This window comes from Sphingomonas sp. SORGH_AS_0950 (genome assembly GCF_030818415.1).
Lineage (GTDB): Bacteria > Pseudomonadota > Alphaproteobacteria > Sphingomonadales > Sphingomonadaceae > Sphingomonas.
Genome location: NZ_JAUTAE010000001.1, coordinates 3,576,627 through 3,595,368, shown reverse-complemented (window position 1 = coordinate 3,595,368; position 18,742 = coordinate 3,576,627). Strand labels below are relative to the sequence as shown.

At 64.7% G+C, this 18,742-nt stretch carries 25 protein-coding genes and 1 pseudogene; 4 read left to right on the top strand and 22 right to left on the bottom strand.

Annotated elements, in window-relative coordinates; genetic code table 11:
- Window positions 1–257: 257 nt before the first annotated feature.
- The 5 genes from QE385_RS16330 to QE385_RS16310 form a co-directional block, all read right to left on the bottom strand.
- Entirely contained in the window at window positions 258–1,181 is a 924-nt protein-coding gene (locus QE385_RS16330) for a HEPN domain-containing protein (protein ID WP_307103626.1), read from the bottom strand.
- Between the two features lie 10 nt (window positions 1,182–1,191).
- The gene (locus QE385_RS16325) at window positions 1,192–2,208 is read right to left on the bottom strand and encodes a nucleotidyltransferase and HEPN domain-containing protein (protein ID WP_307104774.1); all 1,017 of its coding nucleotides are present in this window, start codon (window positions 2,206–2,208) and stop codon (window positions 1,192–1,194) included.
- 63 nt (window positions 2,209–2,271) lie between these two features.
- Window positions 2,272–2,868 (bottom strand): hypothetical protein, encoded by a 597-nt coding sequence (locus QE385_RS16320; RefSeq protein WP_307103624.1) that lies wholly within the window; start codon window positions 2,866–2,868, stop codon window positions 2,272–2,274.
- Entirely contained in the window at window positions 2,865–3,296 is a 432-nt protein-coding gene (locus tag QE385_RS16315) for a PIN domain-containing protein (RefSeq protein WP_307103621.1), read from the bottom strand. Before QE385_RS16315 ends, QE385_RS16320 begins: the two co-directional genes overlap by 4 nt.
- Window positions 3,286–3,516, bottom strand: a complete 231-nt coding sequence (locus tag QE385_RS16310) for an AbrB/MazE/SpoVT family DNA-binding domain-containing protein (protein ID WP_307103619.1) — start codon at window positions 3,514–3,516, stop codon at window positions 3,286–3,288. The genes QE385_RS16315 and QE385_RS16310 overlap by 11 nt, the downstream gene beginning before the upstream one ends.
- A 134-nt stretch (window positions 3,517–3,650) precedes the next feature.
- Here QE385_RS16310 and QE385_RS16305 point away from each other — a divergent pair, with 134 nt between their 5' ends.
- Together QE385_RS16305 and QE385_RS16300 are read left to right on the top strand one after the other, a co-directional pair.
- Window positions 3,651–3,908, top strand: a complete 258-nt coding sequence (locus tag QE385_RS16305) for a hypothetical protein (RefSeq protein ID WP_307103617.1) — start codon at window positions 3,651–3,653, stop codon at window positions 3,906–3,908.
- 159 nt (window positions 3,909–4,067) lie between these two features.
- Complete coding sequence (locus QE385_RS16300; RefSeq protein WP_307103614.1) at window positions 4,068–4,742, top strand: hypothetical protein; 675 nt, start codon at window positions 4,068–4,070, stop codon at window positions 4,740–4,742.
- Here the strand turns inward: QE385_RS16300 and rlxS are convergent.
- The 5 genes from rlxS to QE385_RS16275 form a co-directional block, all read right to left on the bottom strand.
- Entirely contained in the window at window positions 4,737–6,701 is a 1,965-nt protein-coding gene (gene rlxS, locus QE385_RS16295) for a relaxase/mobilization nuclease RlxS (RefSeq protein WP_307103612.1), read from the bottom strand. The two genes, QE385_RS16300 and rlxS, sit on opposite strands and share 6 nt — an antisense overlap.
- Before the next feature lie 312 nt (window positions 6,702–7,013).
- The gene (locus QE385_RS16290; RefSeq protein WP_307103610.1) at window positions 7,014–7,184 is read right to left on the bottom strand and encodes a hypothetical protein; all 171 of its coding nucleotides are present in this window, start codon (window positions 7,182–7,184) and stop codon (window positions 7,014–7,016) included.
- Between the two features lie 255 nt (window positions 7,185–7,439).
- Entirely contained in the window at window positions 7,440–8,096 is a 657-nt protein-coding gene (locus QE385_RS16285) for a lytic transglycosylase domain-containing protein (RefSeq protein WP_307103608.1), read from the bottom strand.
- 28 nt (window positions 8,097–8,124) lie between these two features.
- Window positions 8,125–8,739: a S26 family signal peptidase gene (locus tag QE385_RS16280; protein WP_307103606.1), complete on the bottom strand. Its 615-nt coding sequence runs from the start codon at window positions 8,737–8,739 to the stop codon at window positions 8,125–8,127.
- Window positions 8,732–8,956, bottom strand: coding sequence for a helix-turn-helix domain-containing protein (locus QE385_RS16275; protein WP_307103604.1), 225 nt, complete (start codon window positions 8,954–8,956; stop codon window positions 8,732–8,734). Before QE385_RS16275 ends, QE385_RS16280 begins: the two co-directional genes overlap by 8 nt.
- A 247-nt stretch (window positions 8,957–9,203) precedes the next feature.
- Here QE385_RS16275 and QE385_RS16270 point away from each other — a divergent pair, with 247 nt between their 5' ends.
- Window positions 9,204–9,590: a thermonuclease family protein gene (locus tag QE385_RS16270; RefSeq protein ID WP_307103602.1), complete on the top strand. Its 387-nt coding sequence runs from the start codon at window positions 9,204–9,206 to the stop codon at window positions 9,588–9,590.
- Window positions 9,591–9,663: 73 nt separating this feature from the next.
- Here QE385_RS16270 and QE385_RS16265 read toward each other — a convergent pair whose 3' ends face one another.
- The 5 genes from QE385_RS16265 to QE385_RS16245 form a co-directional block, all read right to left on the bottom strand.
- The gene (locus QE385_RS16265; protein WP_307103601.1) at window positions 9,664–9,849 is read right to left on the bottom strand and encodes a hypothetical protein; all 186 of its coding nucleotides are present in this window, start codon (window positions 9,847–9,849) and stop codon (window positions 9,664–9,666) included.
- Window positions 9,850–9,907: 58 nt separating this feature from the next.
- Window positions 9,908–11,749 (bottom strand): ParB N-terminal domain-containing protein, encoded by a 1,842-nt coding sequence (locus QE385_RS16260; RefSeq protein WP_307103599.1) that lies wholly within the window; start codon window positions 11,747–11,749, stop codon window positions 9,908–9,910.
- A 93-nt stretch (window positions 11,750–11,842) separates the two neighbouring features.
- Window positions 11,843–12,259 carry a DUF2958 domain-containing protein gene (locus QE385_RS16255; protein ID WP_307103596.1) on the bottom strand — a complete coding sequence of 139 codons (417 nt, stop codon included), beginning with the start codon at window positions 12,257–12,259 and terminating at the stop codon, window positions 11,843–11,845.
- A complete protein-coding gene (locus QE385_RS16250; protein ID WP_307103595.1) occupies window positions 12,256–13,218 on the bottom strand; it encodes an ArdC family protein in 963 nt (320 codons plus the stop codon). Before QE385_RS16250 ends, QE385_RS16255 begins: the two co-directional genes overlap by 4 nt.
- A 65-nt stretch (window positions 13,219–13,283) precedes the next feature.
- Window positions 13,284–13,718 carry a DUF736 family protein gene (locus tag QE385_RS16245; RefSeq protein ID WP_307103593.1) on the bottom strand — a complete coding sequence of 145 codons (435 nt, stop codon included), beginning with the start codon at window positions 13,716–13,718 and terminating at the stop codon, window positions 13,284–13,286.
- Between the two features lie 998 nt (window positions 13,719–14,716).
- Here QE385_RS16245 and QE385_RS16240 point away from each other — a divergent pair.
- The gene (locus QE385_RS16240) at window positions 14,717–15,208 is read left to right on the top strand and encodes a MucR family transcriptional regulator (RefSeq protein ID WP_307103591.1); all 492 of its coding nucleotides are present in this window, start codon (window positions 14,717–14,719) and stop codon (window positions 15,206–15,208) included.
- A gap of 30 nt (window positions 15,209–15,238) precedes the next feature.
- Here the strand turns inward: QE385_RS16240 and QE385_RS16235 are convergent.
- The 7 genes and pseudogenes from QE385_RS16235 to QE385_RS16205 all read right to left on the bottom strand — a co-directional run.
- Window positions 15,239–15,604, bottom strand: a pseudogene (locus QE385_RS16235) (SOS response-associated peptidase family protein); the annotation flags it as partial.
- 289 nt (window positions 15,605–15,893) lie between these two features.
- Complete coding sequence (locus QE385_RS16230; protein ID WP_307103587.1) at window positions 15,894–16,232, bottom strand: hypothetical protein; 339 nt, start codon at window positions 16,230–16,232, stop codon at window positions 15,894–15,896.
- Window positions 16,233–16,237: 5 nt separating this feature from the next.
- Window positions 16,238–16,426: a DUF6771 family protein gene (locus QE385_RS16225; protein WP_307104773.1), complete on the bottom strand. Its 189-nt coding sequence runs from the start codon at window positions 16,424–16,426 to the stop codon at window positions 16,238–16,240.
- A gap of 32 nt (window positions 16,427–16,458) precedes the next feature.
- Complete coding sequence (locus tag QE385_RS16220; RefSeq protein ID WP_307103585.1) at window positions 16,459–17,055, bottom strand: hypothetical protein; 597 nt, start codon at window positions 17,053–17,055, stop codon at window positions 16,459–16,461.
- On the bottom strand, window positions 17,045–17,296 hold the full coding sequence (locus QE385_RS16215; RefSeq protein ID WP_307103583.1) for a hypothetical protein: 252 nt from the start codon (window positions 17,294–17,296) through the stop codon (window positions 17,045–17,047). The genes QE385_RS16220 and QE385_RS16215 overlap by 11 nt, the downstream gene beginning before the upstream one ends.
- A gap of 146 nt (window positions 17,297–17,442) precedes the next feature.
- The gene (locus tag QE385_RS16210) at window positions 17,443–17,901 is read right to left on the bottom strand and encodes a helix-turn-helix domain-containing protein (protein WP_307103581.1); all 459 of its coding nucleotides are present in this window, start codon (window positions 17,899–17,901) and stop codon (window positions 17,443–17,445) included.
- A gap of 479 nt (window positions 17,902–18,380) precedes the next feature.
- Complete coding sequence (locus tag QE385_RS16205) at window positions 18,381–18,716, bottom strand: hypothetical protein (RefSeq protein WP_307103579.1); 336 nt, start codon at window positions 18,714–18,716, stop codon at window positions 18,381–18,383.
- Between the last annotated feature and the right edge of the window lie 26 nt (window positions 18,717–18,742).

Sequence of the window (18,742 nt, the reverse complement as noted above, 5' to 3'; positions counted from 1 at the left end):
GCCGCGAAGATCGCCCAGATCGCGATGCCTTTCCGTGTGCTCTCCGCCGAAAAGGTCGGCCAAAGCGGAAGTTCTAAGGTGAATAAGCTAAAGAGCGGGATCGGAACCGCTGTTGCCAGCCAGACGATGAACACGAGCCAAAACAGCCGGTTGCGAAGGGCAGGCGACCTATCAGACATGGTATGAGAATGTCCGCTACAAGCGTGTACGTCTAGATCGTCAAGCGTCCAAAGTTGGGGCGGAACCCGCCGCGTTGCCTATTGCCCTGCGGCAAGCGCCAGGGTGGTGAGGTGTTCGCGGCAGGATTGCTCTACGAGTTGCGTCAGGATCGCGGCGCGTTCGCCGAGCCATTCCAGTTGGTCGCGCTCGACGTGGAAGTCCTTGATGTAGCGGGCCTTCACATAGGCTTCCTGTAGCTTTTCATAGGCGTCGACGTCCCATTGGCGCTGGCGCGGCCATGCCTCGATCAGCCGGGGGTCGATCTGTTCCGCCTGACCGCGCAGCTTTACGAGGTCGTGACTGTGCGGCGTGTAGAAGGTTCGGACCAGCATCGTACCATGATACAAACGCTCGACGCACTGATGTAGTTGAAATGCCGCGTTCTTGAGCCGTTGCTTTCCCATCCCGAACTCGAAATTATCGTAAAACTCGCCGGCACTGGGAATCCATAGATCGTAGTATTCCTGCGCCATTTTGAGCGCCTGGGCAGGCGTCTTGGGCTGCGGGTCAGCCAGCGGGGTATCATCGGACTCGTAAAGAACGATCCCCTCACGGGCGATATCCATGAAGAAATAACGGCCATGCACGAGCATGTCATTCACCTGATCGAGCGAATGCACGAAGAACTGGACCGGGGCTAACAGCTTGTGCGTTATCAGATATTCCAGGTTGAGGCGCTTGCTGAGAGACGACCAGTAGGTTTCCCAATCGGTCAGCCGGTCGTCGTTGACGATGATAAGGATATCATAGTCGGAGTGCTTGCCGACCTTGGTATGCGGTTCATAGACCCAGGTGCCGCGCGCATGGCTACCGAACAGGATGATCTTGAGGATTTTGGCGCGCTTCCTCCAATCGGTCTCGGCGGTGGCGAGCGCATCCTCGAACTCCTCGAAGATGATCCGCACCGCACGATGGACCTCGTTCTGCTTCCAGCCCGGGAGATGGTCGATACCCGTCTTCATGATCGCTGCCCTATTCCGCGACTTTCGTTGGAGCCGTTGCGCCGGTGGACGGGGACGACTGACCCCCGCTCGTGGCCGCGGCCGCCGCTTCCAAGTCGGCGATATGCTCGCGGCACACTGTCTCGACCACGCGTGCCAGTTCCTGCGCCTGTTCGCCGAGCCAGCGGAGTTGCTCGGCGGAAATGGCATAGCGCTTGGAGTAGCGCGCCTTCACATACGCCTCGCGCAACAGATTGAACGCCGCGCGCTGCCAATGCTGGTCCTCGATCCAGACATGCACAAGCCGCCGGTCGATCTTGCCCGCTTCATCTCGGAGGTAGCGGATATTATGGACATGGGGCGTGTAGAGCGTCTTCGTCAGCAGCAGCGTATGATAGAGGTGTTCGACGCACTGATGTAACTGGAAGGCACCATTGTTGGCTCGCCCCTTCGTCAAATTGAACTCGAAATTGTCGAAAAATTCGCCAGCCGTGACATACCATTCAGAAAAATATTCCCGCGCCATGGCCAATTGTGATTGCGGCGTCTGTGGCCGGGGCTTGGGCAGCGGCTTGTCGTCATCCTGATAGAGCATCACGCCTTCGCGCGCGACGTCCACGAAGAAATAGCGGCCCTGCGTCAGCGACTGGTGCAAATCCTGCCGGGTGTGGACGATCATCCCGACCGGGGTTTTCAGGTGGCGCGCCGCGCGCATCCGGTTGAATTCGTCGCGCAGGCCGTGCCAGAAATCGCCGTGATCGGCGACCTGCTTGTGATTGACCACGATCATGAGGTCATAGTCGGAGCAATAGCCCTTGGCGGTATGCGGCTCGTACACCCAATCGCCGCGCGCATGGCTGCCGTACAGGATGATCTTGTGGATGCGCCCCTTCTTCTTCCACTGCGTGGCCTGGCGGGTGTGAGCTTCCTCGAAGCGGTCGAGGATGATCCGTACCACCTCGCGCAATTCGCGCTGTTTCCAGTCCGGCAGATGATCGATGGTGGTTCGCATCAGCCAGCCACTACGCGCTGCATCGCAGGCCCGCACCTGCAAAGGCGCAGGGTCTCCGGGCGGTCACGATATGGGGCCATGACGCGTTCCGGGGCTCGCTCAATAGCTGAAGCCCGACGGCAGGTTGAACATGGCGTCGAAGCGCTTGACGCCTTCCGTGCCCCGTTCGCGGCCCAATGTGACATGGTAGGTCTTGGGCTCCGTCGACAGGTCCGTCGGGTCGAGCACGCGCTTTTGAATGGCGGGTGTCCGCACCCAGGCGGCGACGGGCTTCTGGGCGATGGACAGCGTGACCGTCCATCCCTTGTCCGCGACCTGCCCGAGCTGGGCGTCGGGAATGGGGGCGACGTCGAGGACCTTCACGATCTGGTGGCCGGCCGAGTAGCAGAAGCCTTTCCGCTCCGGGTTGAACGCCGCCTTTCCGGCGGGCGTGAGCGCATAGACCTTGCCGGTCTTCGTCGCCAGACCGGCGGACACCAGCGCATCGAAATCCCGGTGGCCGTTGCCAAACAGCGCCGGAGGCGGTTCGACGGGGAAGGATGTGAACGCCACGTCCGTCATGCAGGACGGGCGATCAAGCGCATCGGCGAGCGCCTTGTGGATGTCATCTTCCGACAGGCCGGAGGAGCCGCCGGCCGAACAGCCCGCCAGCGCGATGGATACCGCGACACCTGCCATCATCAACTGCTTCGTCATACTCCTGCCTCGCTCCCATGATCTCCCTCCGGCGCGAACGGATTGCGGATCGTCAACCGCCCGTCCACGACAAGCCCGTCCTGCATGTCCTCCGACCAAAGCGTCTGGCACCGCGCCCGCAGCGCCGCCGCGACGATCATTCCGTCATAGACCGACAGGCGATACCGTTCGGCGATCCGCAGGCCCTCGTCATGCGTCTCGATGGTCAGCGGCGTGACCTTCGCAACGGCGCGCACCGTGGCGAGGAAATCGCGCACCTCGTCCCAGGTGAAGGCCATCTTGCGCCGGGCGACATGGGTGAACTCGTTGAGCACCTGCACGCTGATCGTGCAGCCGGTCGCCAGCACGCTTTCGGCCCGCGCGGCTTTCCGTGCGTCGCCGGACGCGAGGTAGATCAGGATATTGGTGTCGGCGAAACTACCGCTCATTCGCCTCGTCCCGATCGAACTTGAAGTCCGCGGGCAACCGGCCGCGATAGGCGCGCAGCCGTTCCAGCATCTCGGCTCGCCCGGCCTTGCGCGCGACGCCCATCGTCCGGGCGTCGGCGACGTGGAACTCGATATCGTCGCCCTCGCGCAATCCCAGCGCCTCCACGATCGACGTGGGCAACCGCACCGCGAGGCTGTTGCCCCATTTCGAAACCTGCATCGCCCGACTCCCGATGATAGCCACCGGAAATGTATATCTCCGGCCGGGCAGCGGCAAGCCTTCATCCCTTCAGCCAAGCCCGCATGTTGCGATCCACGCGACCGATGACGATATCATTTTCGAAGGAGACGGACATGGCAGTGGGTGACGTGATGGGGACCGATCCGGGGCCGTGGTGGTTCGACATGGACGGCAGCGGCACCAAGTCGCGCCGTTTCGCGACGAAGACGGCTGCCGAAGAGGCTGGGAAGGCCTTCAAGACAGAGTATGAGCGTGGTCCGGCCGCTCGGCAGGCCGCGATCGACGCAGAGAACGCCGCCAAGGCGGCCGATGGCCTGGACGCTTCCGTGCTGGCGGCTGCGTACGCGCAACGGACGGGGCAAGGCCGCTAGTGAACCTGCGGCTGTGCGGGGTTCCGGGACTTCCCGGCCCCGCCGACCCGCGCAATCGACCGACGCGCCCATCTCTTGAATCGACCGCATCGCTCGTTGCGTGGTGCGGTCGACCGTCAAGAGCTATACGCCGCCCATACAAGGGAGGCTCGCGGATCGATGGCATTGGAAACAGGCGGCGTGGTCGCCCTTCTACTGGGTTCGTCGGTGCTGTCGGCGGTGATAAACCAGGTGTGGACGGCCATTCGCGACCGCCTGAAGCTGACCAAGGATGCCGGCTTTTCCGCGCTCTACCTGGCGATTGCGCTGGAAGCCTATGCGGGGGAATGTGCAGCACTTGTTGGTGACAGTAGGAACTATCACGCCTCGGACGGCAACGCCGGTACGGTGCGCGGCAACATTGCTGAACTGCCCGACTTTCCGGCCTCGATCGACTGGAAGGCGCTGGGTCTGAAAGCAACGACGAAAATCCAGAGCTTTCGCGTCGAGGTCGAGACGACCAGGGCGATGTTCAAAGGACTCTGGGAGTTTGCCGATGGAGAAGAGATTTTTCCGCAGGTCCGCGAAGAGGCTGCGCGGCTCGGGCTTCTGGCCGGTGTGATCGCGGCTGAAACCCGCAAGGCCCACAAGATCACTGCCGTCGATTACGGGAGCGGCTGGAACGTGCCGGACTATCTGAAAGGCGAGTACGACCGGGAAGTCGCTAACCGAAGACGCTATGAAGAGCAGCAACGACGCCTGAGCGAAGAGATGTGGGCTGTTGCCGAACCGACCGAGCAGAGCGACACCGGGCCGACGCCGGATGCTCCAGCCTCGCCGCCGCAGACCTCATGAAATCGACGGCCCGGACCGCTCCCGCCCGATCGTCCAGTTGATCGCATCGCCGCGCATGATGCCGGAGACGGGTTTGTCGATGTGGCGGTCCAGCACCGGCCGCCACGGAACGAGGGTAAAGTCGCGCGACCGTTCGACCAGCGCGAACCGCCCCGAGGCGAGGTCCACCGGCCGCCGGTAGATGCCGTCGATCCGCTCGCCCGACCGGGCTTCGGCGTAATCCAGCCCGAGTTCGTCCGAGAGCTGGCCGGCCGCCCGATTCAATTCGCGCTGCCGGAGAACACCGAGCAGGTTCGCCCGCATCATCACGCGTCCCTGTTCCTCCTGTGCCAGTCCTTCCGCGATCAGCCATTGCCGCCGGCGGTCGAGCGCATCGCGCACCTCTCGGCCGAAACCGGCGTCTCGCAACGCCTCGCTTCCACCCGAAGCCAATTCCCGATCGAGCCAGGTCGCCCCCTCCGTGGCCAGTTGCCGATCGAGCGGGATCGCGGACAGGGTGTCGATCGTCATCGGCGCGGCGCGCGCACGGCGCGCCTCGAACGCCGCCGCCCGTTCGATATGGTCGGGCGCAATGATCCAGGTGCCGTCCGGTTCACGTTCGACATTGCCCATGGCCCTGCGAATGGCTTCGAGCCGGCGGACATGGGTTTCGGCAAAGGTCTGCGTCGCGCCGCGATCGTGCCGCAGATGAATGTCGATGCTGTACCGGCCACCATGGGCGGCGGCGATCTCCGCGACGGTGCGATCGGCGGCGCGCGGCTCGGTGGACCGGGGTGCAATGCGAAGGACGCTGCCATGGGGGAGGAATGGCGTGGCGTCGCCCTTGCCGATCTCGACATAGTGGCTGCGTCCGTCGGTGCCGTCCACGATGAGATAATGGCGGTCGTTGAGTTCGTCGGACAGGCCGCGGTCGACCAGGCGCCCCACGATCGGGGTCATGGTCGCCGGATCGGCCACGGCATAATCGAACGCCGCCCGGTCGAGGTCGCGCTTGGCGAACGCCTGCTGCATGGTGCGGATGATATCGCCGCGCGTTCCCATCGCCCGGAGCGTAGCTTCCATATCACCGGACAGACGCCAGCGGCCGGGTTCGGCCTCTTCCGCCAGGCCGAGTTGCGCCAGCTTCTGCAACCGGCCGGCGCGCACCGATTGCCGGAACGGATCGAGGGCCGCTGCCGACACGATATGGTCGGCGTCGTGCTCGCGCAGGAAATCGCGATCGATGCTGGTCAATCGCTCCTGGCCGACGTCGCGGGAAAGCTGCTCCTCGATCTCCTGCGCCGTGCGTGGCCCCAGGTCGAGCGATACGAGTTCGATCGCGCGTTCGCGCAAGCCCCGCGTCAGATAGTCGGGAGCGATGACCAGATCCTGCCCGCGATCGTTGCGCCCGCGCACGACGATATGGGTATGCGGATGGCCGGTGTTGTAGTGATCGACCGCGACCCAATCGAGCTTCGTCCCCAGGTCCTGCTCCATCTGCGTCATGAGCCGCCGGGTGAGCGGCTTGAGGTCGTCATATTGGTCGCCATCTTCGGGCGAGACGATGAAGCGGAATTGATGCCGATCGCCATCGGCGCGTTCGAGAAAGGCGCGACCATCCGCGCGATCACTATCCGCCGCGTAGAGTTGCCCCGGCTCGCCCTCGCGGGTCACACCGTCGCGCTGGATGTAACGCAGATGGGCGCGCGCGGCGTCCAGACCCTTCGCATTACGGATCGGCGTGAGGCGATATTTGACGACCACGCGACGATGCCGGAGCCCCGATCGATCGCGGATGCCGAGTTGCCGTCCGGCGACGGCCCCGCGTCCGATCCGCGCGCCCGTGAAGTGCCCGCGCGCGGGCTTGCCACCTCCGGCGAGGGATGCGGCGCGCAACACCTTCTGGACATAGCTGCGGGGTGCCTTGGGTGGCCTGGCGCGAATACGACCAAGTTTCGGTTCGAAATCATCGTCAAACATGATGATCCGTCTCTACGGGCTTGTTGCCGTTCCATTGAAACGCAAGCCTGCAGGATTATCAATAAATCTCCCGTTCGCGTGATTATTATCAAATGCTTACCTCATGGCAGCCTCTATCCTAGACCTTCCTATCTCCACAAAAATCGATGTGCAGACAATGTTATAACCTCAGTCGGGAGACTGAGCTTTAATCTTGCCCTCCAGCAGTACCCCGCCTCCCCGGCCTGCCCGACCATGCCCCCTCATTCCGGTCTGAAAGAGGCTGAATGCCAGCAGGAAGCGGCACCCGTCGGGCACCGCTTCCCTTGTCCGTCACCGGCCTTGGGCAGCCTCGGCCTGCGCCTTCCATTCAAGGCTGAGCAGCATCAGTTCGCAGAGCCGGAGTTCCTCCAGAATGCGTTTGCGTTCGCGCTTGCTGGTGGTGTTCAGGCCCTCGGCACGGAGTTCTGCCATGTGCTGTTCGATGGTGATGTGAGTCGTCATCGTCGCCTCCTTCTGGTGAAAGACAGAGGCGTCGCCCGCTATGGATCGGGCCGGGTCAAGGAGCGCGGAGCGACCGCGCCAGCGGCGATGCCGGGCGCGATTTTTTCCGGCGCGGGGCTGACCTGGCGGCAAGAAAGCCGACGCTCGATTGCCGGAAAAAATCGTGTCCGGCGTCGTCCTTGAGGCGACCCGATCCATAGCGGATACTGGGCGGGACTGAGCGGATATTTCCCCTCTCCGCACGCGCAATGCCCTTCAGCGGTCGCGGCTGGGAGCAGGCGTCAGAGGCACGAACAGCCCCGTTGACGGCCCATTATGCGGTTCGGTTTCGCCCGTTCGCGCATCGGGTTTCGTGTGACCGAGCGGGAAGAACAGGCGTTCGCCGAACAGCGTCGCGGGTGGCATCGCCGGGGTCGCGGGCCGGCTCGCCAGCCTTGCAACATAGGCGCGTGTCTCGGTGGGTAGCGGCGTTCGGGTCGCCAGATGATCGGCATAGCGACGCGGGCCTGCATTATAGGCACCGAACAGGCCGGGATATCCGAACCGATCGTACATCAGGCGGAGATAGGCGGTCCCGGCAAGGATATTGTCGTGTGGGTCATGCGGGTCGCCGCCCAAGCCATAACGGTTTCGCATGTCCGTCCACGTCGCGGGCATGAGTTGCATCAGCCCCATAGCGCCTGCGCGGCTGACGATCGGGCGGCCATCGCGCATGGTTTCGCCGCCGCTCTCGGCGGCCATGATGGCGGCGATCCAGTCGATGGGGACGCCGAACCGCTGCGCCGCCTCCTCGATATAGGGCTGCCAGCGCGCCACCCCGGACGGTATCGCGGTGGGGGGTGCCGCTGTGTCCGTTGCGCGAATGGGCGGCACTGGCACAGCGGCCCCGAGGGGCGAGGCCGCTAAGACCATGAGCGGCGTGACCCGATAAGTCGCCCGCCTAATCATCGCGGGAATCCTTAGCCGGATCGGTCCAGAGCGGGGCGGCGCGCCCAATGATGGCGGAGGCTTCGACCGGCCCGAAATAGCGGCTGTCGAACGCGTCATGCACGGGCGAAAGCAGGAATATCCGACCGTCGCGCAACGTCGTACAGCCACGCCACCACGGTAATGGGCGGTCGCTGCGATCGCGCGGCAGGCGGGTAGCGACCGGGCGGCCATTGATGGTGACCATCGCCCCGATGGCACAAATCCGGTCGCCCGGTACGGCCCCGACGCGTTTCACCAACGGCACCCCGATTGGGAGATAGCGGCGCTTCGCGGCGAGCATGGCGATGCCAACTGGCAAGCGCGCGACGACCATATCGCCGGTGCGGATCGGCGTGAACGGGGCGAGTGCATAGAGGCCGACCGGCGCGCTTGCGGAGGCATTCCATATCAGCCGGGGGGCGGGTTGCAGGACGTTTTGCAACAGGATTCCGCCGCCAGTGAAGGCAAGGCCCATCGTTGCGGCGATCAGGAGCGCGCGGCGATTGGTGCGGCGGGTTGCGGTGGATGGATGGCCTTCGTGCGGATGATCGGCGTAGCGGCGCGAAGCGGACAGGCGCTTACGCATCGTACTTTCTCCCGCTGTCTTGCGACCAGCGGTCGAGGTCATCGATATGGTAGCGCACGAAACGCCCATGCTTGCGGAAGGCCGGACCGACGCCATCCCAGCGCATGTTGCGCAGTGTCTTGGGGGTCAGTCCGAGGTAATGTGCGGCCTGTTTGGTATCCAGAAACGGACTGGCTTTCCGCGCGCGCTGGGCACGCACGGTCTCGTCGTCATCCATGGTGGTGGCTCCTGTCAGGATCGCGACAGGGCGGGGCCTGTCCGGGATCCAGGAGGACGATGGCGGGCTTTGGTGGGACGCGGAACGGATGAAACCGGCCTCTCCCGTGATTCGGGCATGAAAAATCCGGGGCGGCTTCTTAGAGCGCGGGAATGATGAATACAGGGTCGAGGACAAGCGGATTGGGATGGCGAGGGATGCCGGTCATGCTGCCGCGATGGTCGTGCCAAGCGGCGGGGCTTGGGCCATGCCTGAGCCCGAGACGGCGCGCATCGTCTTCGTGACGGATGGCGACACGGTACGGCTGGAGGGTGGCGAACGCATCCGCATCGCGGGGATCGATGCGCCGGAAACGCATGACGACCAGGCCCATGGCCGCGCCGAAATCGCGATGGGTCGGGCGGCGGCGCAAACCGCGCGGGCGATGCTGCTGGGCGAGGTCGTGACGATCGAGCGGGTGGGACGCAGCTATAACCGCACGGTCGCCCGGCTGACGTTGGGGGGGCATGACGTGGGCACGGAATTGGTGCGACAGGGCGCGGCGCGCTGGTGGCCGCGATGGGAGCGCAAGCCCGACTGGTGCGGCGCGGGCGAAGCGATGCGCCGCGCCAGACGCGGCATCAGGAACCCGTAAAAAAAAGGCCGCCCGCGTCCCGTGAGGGGCGCGGGCGGCGCGATTTTTCCCGCTGCCGCTTGCGGAGTGCAGGTCAGAAGCCGCCGACTTTATCTAGGGCAAGCGGAGCGAGATTGAGGGTCGCACCGTCTTGATGCTGGCGGATGATACCACCTTCGACCGGCTTGCATTCCGGGCCGAAGGTGACGGGAATGTCGGCGCTGCGCGGATTGAGAGCGACGATCATCCGAAGACGTTCGAGCAACTGTCCGATGGTCATGATCGATCCCTTTCCCGGGTGGAAAGGATCGGTGGCGATGCCACCGATCCCCGTTTCATCAGGCCGCCAGCGGATAGGCGGGGTGGTTCACCGCGCCGTCCGGCTCGGTGGCATCCGCCGCCGCAGCGGGCGGCGCGGCGTCGAGGGGAGCCGGCAATGTCTTCGCCAGCGTCGCCACCTCGCGCCAGCGGTCGAGCGTCGGCAAGGGCCGTCCGGCATAGGCGGCGGGCGGAAAGGCCAGCCATTTGGGCACCCAGTTATCGACCTTCTTGCGCTGGTTCGCGCCCGCCAGACAATCGCGGATGATCGCCTTTTGCGTCTTCACCTTCTCGATCAGATTGGCGTCGGATACCTTCTTGCCTGCCACCTGGCGCAACATGGCGTTGACGATTTTCCGGTCGCGAAGCTGGTCGAGAAAGGCGTCGTCGGCCTGCCAGAAGTCGGCCATATCGACCTTCAACCATGTGCCGAGCAGGTCCACCATCGGGCTGGTGACGGCAAGCGTCTCGCCCATGACGATCGCCGCCACGTCCAGCACCTGCGCGTCCTCCAGCGCCAGCAATCGGGCGAAGACCGTGGCAAGGTCGGTATCCCCGCCGCCGGTGACGGTGAGGTCGTCGGGCGAGAAACCGAGCAGACCCAGCACCGCGCGCCGCCGCGCATCGAACAGCGTTTCGGCAAGGCTGGTTTCAAGGCTTTCGTCGGTCGCATCGCTGCCGCTGCGCTGGTCGGCGGCCTTGACCGTCCAGAGCACCGACCCATTGATCGCGTGGGCGACCATGAGCCGCAAGGCCGCGCCCGGATGGTCGAGCAGCACGGCGCGAACGGCGGCGTGGCGGTGAAGATCGACATAGCGTTGCAGGCCGCTGGTCGTCTCCGGCCGGTCCGTGTCGGCGGGTTTGAGGTCGGCCCCCGCCGCCGTGCCGTTGATGCCGCTGGCGGTTTTGGCACGGGCTTTCTTCGCGTCCTTGCCGGTCAGATAGCCCTCGTGAAACTCCACCTCGCCATTGTGGTGGACGGTGACGAACACCTTGCCGCCATCGGCCTTTGCCACTTTCTCATGCTCGTAGCGATGGAAGTACCGGCCCGGTTCGAGCAGTTCGACGTCGCGCCAGCCATCGGCCTTGTAAGCGTCGATCCGCGCGGCGATGGCCTCATTCTGCGCCGTCCAGAAGTGTTCGGCATCTGCGAAATAGCCGTTCTCGCCGAACAGGTCGGCGATGATCTTGCCCTTGTAGCCGTCGAGCGGGAACAGCGCCGATGTGACCGGGATCGCCGCGCCGCCGCACACCCACGACTTGAGTTGCGGGCCGGTCGGGCAATAGTCGTCCTCGCTGTCGAACAACGCCAGCCACCGTTTTTGCTGTGCCTTGGTCGCGAGGGTCAGGTGACGGACGGAGGCCGCATCGATCTTCTCGGCGCGGTACAGGTCGCGGATGCGGGGCAAGAGATTGCCGAGCGCGAGGATGCGCCGGACATAGAGGTCGGTCAGGCCGAAGGTCTGGCCGATCTGTTCCACGCTGCGGCCCTCCTTCACCAACCGGGTAAAGGTGGTCCACTGCGTCACTTCGTCGGGGTCGAGCCGCGCGATATTCTCGATCAACGACGCTTCGAGCGCGGCGGCATCGTCGCCCGGCGCCATGATCGCGCACGGCACGGGGTCAGCTTCGCCGCTCTCCTCGGCGGCCAGCGTGGCGGCGCGAAAGCGGCGCGCGCCCGCGATGATCGCGAACGAGTCGGGCCTGCCCTCGTCGTCTCCGCGTCGCACGATCAGCGGCACGATGATGCCGCGCGCCTGCACGGTGGGGAGAATGTCGGACACATCCGGGGTCTTGTCGGCGTGGCGCATGTTGGTCTTGCTGACGAACAGCTTGCCAAGATCGATATTTGCGAGTTCCATGGTGGTTCACTCCGTTCGAGGGGTGGACCGGCTTCGCCCGGTGTATTGGAAAGCGGCGGGCGAAGCCGGGGTAGCGCCGAAAGAGCGGCGCGCTCATCCGTCCGTGGCGGGCGGAATGGGGTTGGCGCGTTCGATGCCGGCGATGACGGTTTCCGCGTCGCGGATCGAACCGAGACGGCGGGCGGTATCGGCCCAAACCGTCATGGGCGTATGCGACTCAAAGCAAAGGTCACGCTCGATGCGCAGCCCCCATGAGAGCCGGAGGCTTTCGATCTCGAACAGGCTGGCATAGCCCAATTCCGGGCAGCCAAAGCCGAGGTCGCAGAGGCCGAACAGGGCGTCGCCATCGGCGTCCAGTTCGCTGAAAAGCCATGTCGCCGCGCCGACCGGATTGAAGAATTTGACGACCGGGGCGGCATCGGGTTCGCGTCGGCCCTCGGCCTGTGCGGCGTGGTGGGCGTCGGCATTGGCTTGAAGCTGCGCGCGGATTTCGGGGGTCAGGAGGATCATGCTGCGATCCTCTCCGCCTGCGCATCGGCGTCCGCCTCGCGCGGATCGAACGCGAGGATGTAATCCGCCGCCTTGCTCGCCTGGCTGGCGGCGCGAAAGATGGCGCGGTTGTCCTCGCGCAACACCCCCAGCCATCCGCCGATATAGTCGGCGTGGCGCACGGTCGGGACGATCCCTAGCGATGCGCAGACAAAGGCGGTGGTCATTTCCGCCACCAATTCCTCGCGGGCATAATCCTTGCCGCCGCGTCCGGTCGTCAATTTGCGGTCTAGGCGCTTGGCGTGTCCGGTCCAGTGTCCCAGTTCGTGGAAACAGGTGCGATAATAGTTGATCTGGTCACGGAAGGCCGGTTGCGGTGGCACCCGGATGAAGTCGGGACCGGGCGCATAAAAGGCTTCACTGCCGCCAATACGGAAGTCCGCGCCGGTCGCCGCGATCAATGCCTCGGCGTGGGGGACGATCTCGCGTTCGGGGAGCGCGACGGGTTCGACCACGAGGCCGGGGCGCAACCCCTCGCACTGCTCGACCGCAAAGACGGTGTACGTCTTCAAGAAGGGGACGGCGCGGGCGTCCTCGCCGGTCTGTGCGGCGCGGGTCTTCTCCGCCTCGGGCACGAAGCGGTCGGCGTAGACGACGGTGGTGCCCTTTTCGCCCTTGCGAACGTTGCCGCCTGCCTCCAGCGCCTGTTTGAAGGTCAGCCAGTGTTGCGACGCATAGCCGCCGGTGATCGCCGCGCCCCAAAGGTAGAGGACGTTGATGCCCGAATAGTGACGGTGGGTCAGTGCGTTCATCGGCAAGGCGGGTGCCGGGCCATGGCAGGCATTGGCGTTCCACGGCTGCACCCATGGGAAGCGGCCCGCTTCGAGTTCGGCGATGATCTTGGCGGTTGTCTCGGCATAGATGTCGCGCGGACGTGACGGATCGCCACCGCGCGCGCGACGCGCAGTTTCCTTCGTCATCGCGAAGGCTCCTTCAAAGATGGTGGGGGGAAATGGGGGAGATTACGCGCTCCCCCGCGCGTGGTTCAGGCGGCCTGCTGGTCGTCGGTGGTGGCGCGCTGCCGCCGCTGCCGCCGGGGCGCTTGGGCTTCCTCCGGCTCGAAGGGTTCGGGCAGGTCGATCGCATCGCGCTCCTGCCGGCGGCGTGGATTGTGCCGCGCGACGACCCAGACATTGGTGTCCTGCGTGGACCGGAAGATGCGGATCGGCACCATACCGGATTGCACGGTGTCGATGTAGCCGCCGAAATAGACTTCGCCCGTCCCCTTCGCGGTGCGTTCCCAGATCGAGCCGATGCGGACGTCACGCCCGCGCGGGCTCTTGGCCATCAGGTTGAACCCCGGCGCATCGGGATTGTCGGACACGACGCGCTGAAAGAAAAAGTCGAAATCAAATGCTGCTTCGGCGACATAACCCGAAACCCTGCCATTCTCGCTGCGGATGATTTCACCGATATCCATCGTCTTTACTCCATCCTGTTGGTTCATGACTGTCGTCATTGGAGCGTTTATTCATCCCCTCTGACAGTTACACTTATACAGGCTTGACAGAAAACGGACCATGCCATTGTTTTCTTGACAGAAAACCCATCGTGCCTGGTGTGTCCGAGCACGCAAAAGGGACGCGACCAGCGGCCCAGCAAAGGACAAGGACGCATGGGCCGCACCAGCGGACCATTCCGCTTCAACAGGGAAAGGGAGCGTGCGCCGGCTCCGATCCCATCGCACCCGGAGCCGTCCTCGCAGCCTCCCAAGGGCCACGCGAGCGGACTTGGCGGCAACAGGCACGGGAGGGGCCTAGCGCAGCCTGGCGCGCGCGGGTCGGCGCTGCCGCGAAAGCGGCCAGACGCCGCCGACCCGCGCACGCCTGGCGGAGCTTGGCCCCGACGCAACTCGTTGCCGCCAAACCGCCGGGTGGCACGCCCGGGAGGCTGGGAGACGGTGGAGGGGGCGATGGATCGACCCGGCGCACGCTCCCCCATCGCGCGCCAGCGCGATGCCATAGCGAAGCTGCAACGACGGTCGCCGCGTGCGATGCAGATCGAGGATCGCGGGCCGGTCGCCGCGCACCCTGCGCCAGTCGATCGTCGCCGTCAGGGCGAGACGCCGCACGGCGGCTCGACGGAGCCTGCACAGCAGGCGGAGCAGAGCGCGGTCCGGCGAAGCCGGAGGCGCAATCAAGCCTCGACGATGGCGGCGGAAATAGCCGATCGCCGTCGCTCTTCCCCTGCCGTTTGTCGGGCTATTCACGAAGGGGGCCGTTACCGTTACTTGCTCCAACGATAACGGCCCCGCCGGTGGGAGTGGCGGGCGCGCCAGTTCCGTCGCAACCCTGCCATGGTCGATCATAATAGCGCACCACGCGCGTGCAAGGTTGGCGAATGGTGACAGACAGGGCAGAACAGGACCTTCGTCTGGCCGTGGCTGAACTGGCGCGGCTTCGAGAAGGGGGAAAACACATGGACGACACGTCGAGCGCGGTCGAACTGGCGACCGAACTGACGATGGCGTGGCTGAGCAATCCGAACACGCGCGCGGATGCCGATGCGGTGCCGGCGTTCCTGAACGCCATGCACGCGGCGGTGGTGGGTCTTACCGCGCCGGCGGCGGAGGCCAACGAGGAACCGACCACTGACCATATCCCGGCGGTGAGCGTCAGGAAGTCGCTTGCGTCTAAGGATCACATCATCTCGATGATCGACGGCAAGTCGTACAAGACGCTACGCCGCCATCTGGCGACGCACGGTCTGACGCCGGAGGAGTATCGGGCGCGCTACAACCTTAAGGCGGATTATCCAATGGTCGCCGAAGCCTATTCGGAAAGCCGCCGCACGATGGCGAAGAAGATCGGGCTGGGCCGCAAGCCCGGAACGGTGGTCGCACCGACGAAGCCGAAGGCAGAGCGCAAGCCGCGCGGGGGGAAGCGTTCGCAGACCGTGTCTGCTGATTAACAGGCAAGGGGAGATCGCTTCGGCTTCCCCTTAGTCCGACGACGGACGCAGGATTGTAGTGGTCGTGCCCGCCTGTAGCCATGTATCATAGTTCTCGGGGTGGAGGATCACCGGACAGGCTTTGGGATGCACGCGGCCGACGACATGGGCCGCCGCTGCGGCAGTTTCATCGTCGGGATTGCCACTGTCGCAGTAACCGGAGGTGAGAAAGGCATAAACGGCACCGCCCTCGGCCGGTCGCCAGATGCCGGCGAATGCGAAGATCGGCGCGGAAGGCAGCGAGAACCAGAAGGGCCGCTTCTTGCCCGATACGGGATCGGGTGTCGCCGACCGTTCCTGAAAGCGGGTGACGGGTACCAGGCAGCGTCGTGCCGGGTTCACCAGCGCGGAGCGCCAGAAGGGCGAGGTGTAGTTGCGGACATTGACGACCGCCTTGCCATCGGGTCGCGGAAATCCCCAGCCCCATCACGTCGACGACGCGCCGCCCCTCGGTCTCGCGCACGACATAGCCTGGATTGCCGGGTTTGCCCGGTGACGGCGCGGCGACATAATCCTTCTCGACCGCATGACCGGTAGCTGGCCCGTCATCGGTACCGAACGACTGAGGATTTCGGAACGCGCCGCCCGGATCGTATGGAGATTGCAGATGGTCGCCTCCTACGTGGCTGGACGTGCCGACGAACGGCTATCCTCGAAAGCGCGAAACGAGCCGCTTCCATTCAAGCTCCGGCGGATAGGGAAATTGCTGCCCCGCCGGGGCGGCATCGGTGATCGCGTATCGCGGTCGCGCCGCATGATAGCGCCCGTGCCAACACGGCGCGCAATAGAAGCGCCGGGCGGCTTTGGCCAAGCGATCGTCCCAGCCCTTGCGGCTCCAGAGCCACCAGAGCGGCACCGTGTCCAACAGCCGGGCACGCTGGCAAGTCGTGCAGGTCAGCTTGAGCGTCCGGCGCATCAGTGCGGCATGGGTGAGCGTCGCGATCTTCCGATTGAGGTGATCGCGTTCCGCACCGGAGAGGACCATGACGGTTATAGCGGGAGCGTGATCTGGCGAGCGTCGTGAGACGGAGGCGGCCGGTCCAGTCGAGCCGCGATGGTCTGTGCCATGTCACGGGCGGCGCGCTCACGCATGTCCGGGTCCGGCATGGTGATGCCGACGCGCGCAAAGCCGCTACTCGATAGTATCGCTTCCGCAATGATTTCAGGGTCGCAAGTCATGCTTAGAACAAAAACGGAACGAGCGAATCGTGTCAAGTACGGTTCCAGCGTACTCCGATCGGCGATCCAGGAGGATCGTCGAGAAAGCGGCGATGCGCCAATCCGACCCGGCGCGTTGCGAGGTCGAGCAACCGCGCAACCCGCTTGCGCATTCGGTCCATCGTTTCGGCATCGACGCTGGCGGCCCCGAACAGGGCGATGGCGATCTCGATCTGCGACGCTTGATCCTCTTTCAACGTCCACGCTTTCAGGGCGTTCATCCAGCGGAAGGCCAAAGGATCACGGTCGTAGAGGCCGGTTGGAAGGCGGCCCAACCGCACGACGGCTTCGAGACGGCTGAGGGCCACGAGACGCTCGCGCAAGCGGTGGAAGTCGCCAAGGTCGTAATGAAGCCGCACCGGGCCGCTGGTCAGGCTATCGCCTGTCGATTCGAGGCGTAGATGGCGCGGGCCGTCGGCGATGATGACATATTCGCGCGAACCTTCACGAAGGATGGTGGCGGCTACCGGGAGGTTCAGCAGGTCGAATGTGTCCGGCCTGCGGCACTCCGCGACAGTCGCGCGAACGGGCAGAATGGCCGGATCATCGGTTGCAGGCCAGAACAGACCGAGCAGCGGGTCAGCCTCCATCCCCTGTTCGGCGAAATCGGAGACGGGTGCCGTATGGGGGTGGTCGGGCGATATCTGCCACCAGCACGGTCAGCGGCGGATCGGCGCGCAGGATGCAGCGCTCAATCAACGGAACGGCATGGTGCCTGGTCATGCTGGCATGACGGGTGGCGAATAATGCGTCCAGGCCAGCGCGATCGATCCAGAGGCGTGCGTGACCGGCGTCGCGGTAGAAATCGAGGCGGTGCGAGATACGCGGCAAGGATCTGCCCATCGTCAGTCTCCGCCGGCGCTATCCGGGCGAGCGGCGCGTCGGCCAATCGGAGGGCAGCCGCCATTCACGAAGGAACGACGCTGCGAGGAGAGTCGGCGGGAGTGCTCGCCACTCGCGCCATATGGCGGGCCTGTTCAGGGTGGCCCGATCTCGACGGCCAGATTCATGGTATCCAGCCACCGTTCCGTCTGTTCGCGCAACGCGTCGTTCGGCAACACGTAGACGCGCCGTGTGTCCACGGTGTCCGGCTGGCGACGGACAAGCCCGCACTCTACCAGCCGGTCGAGGTGGCGTAACGCCGAGGTCTTGGGGATGCCGGTGGAGGCGCAAAGGCTCGACACGTCGACCGCCTGCCCAGCGTGATCGGCGACGTAGATCTGGAGGATCATATCCCAGGCCGGCTCGCCGAACGCGACCGCCGGGAACATTTCCTGTCGACGCTGCCTGTTCTTGAGGATGATGCGCGCCAGCCGGTTCCGCTGGTCTGCCCTGTCACCCGTGTCCCGCCGTGCGGAAAGGATTACGGCTTCGACGAAGGTTCGTGGCAGTTCGACTCTGACGCTGATTCGGTCCTGTTCGTCCGCGAGTGGCATGGTGGCCTCGCTCCCGATCGCGTAAGTTCATCGGCATCTGCCGGGAGCCGCGCGCAACCGAATACGAGGACGAACAGGGCGAGATAGGCCCAGAGGCCCAGCCCGTTCACGTAGCCGATTATGAAGCGGCCCGGCAGAAACTGACCTATGAAGCTGGCGTAAATGTCGATGAGAGCGAAGCTCATCGCCCAGATCGGCCAGAAGCGGGTTGTCGTCGTGGCAAGGCGATAGAAGCCGAACGCCACACCGATATCGATCACAAGGACCACCCATTCCATGGGTGCCCATGTCGCGACCCCGCATAACCTCGCCGCGCTCGTCAGCAACGAACCGGCGAGGTTGATGCAAGCCCCCCAGCGCTCCGGGCGGCCGCCCCGAACGAATGCGTAAGCACATACCGCTGCCAGCGTAACATCATAGACCATCGCAAGGAGAACCTGCCTTGTCACGACGGACTCAAGCTCCCCTGTGCTGGCTTGTCAGGCGGAGGCGTGCTCCGGCTCGATTCCTGCCGCTGGCTTGGGATCGCCCGCTCCCCAGTCGGTTTCGGTCAGGCCAAGCGCCTTTCCGGCCTTTTCGATCGCAAGATGCGCGCGCACGCCGAGATGATGCTGACTCTCGACCAACGCCGAAAGGGCATTCACCGTGGCCTTTGCGGTTGCATGGATGCTTCCCGGAGCAAGTCCGTGTCCTTCGGTGATATCGCATGTGGTCACGAGCAATTGCGCCGTGTCGCGCGTGGCCCGCACGATCGAGTGTTCGGCGCGACGCAGTTCGTCGGCTGCGATGCGGCTCGACTTCGACAAGATATTCATGAACCCTCCCTGGGCAAATCGCCCGG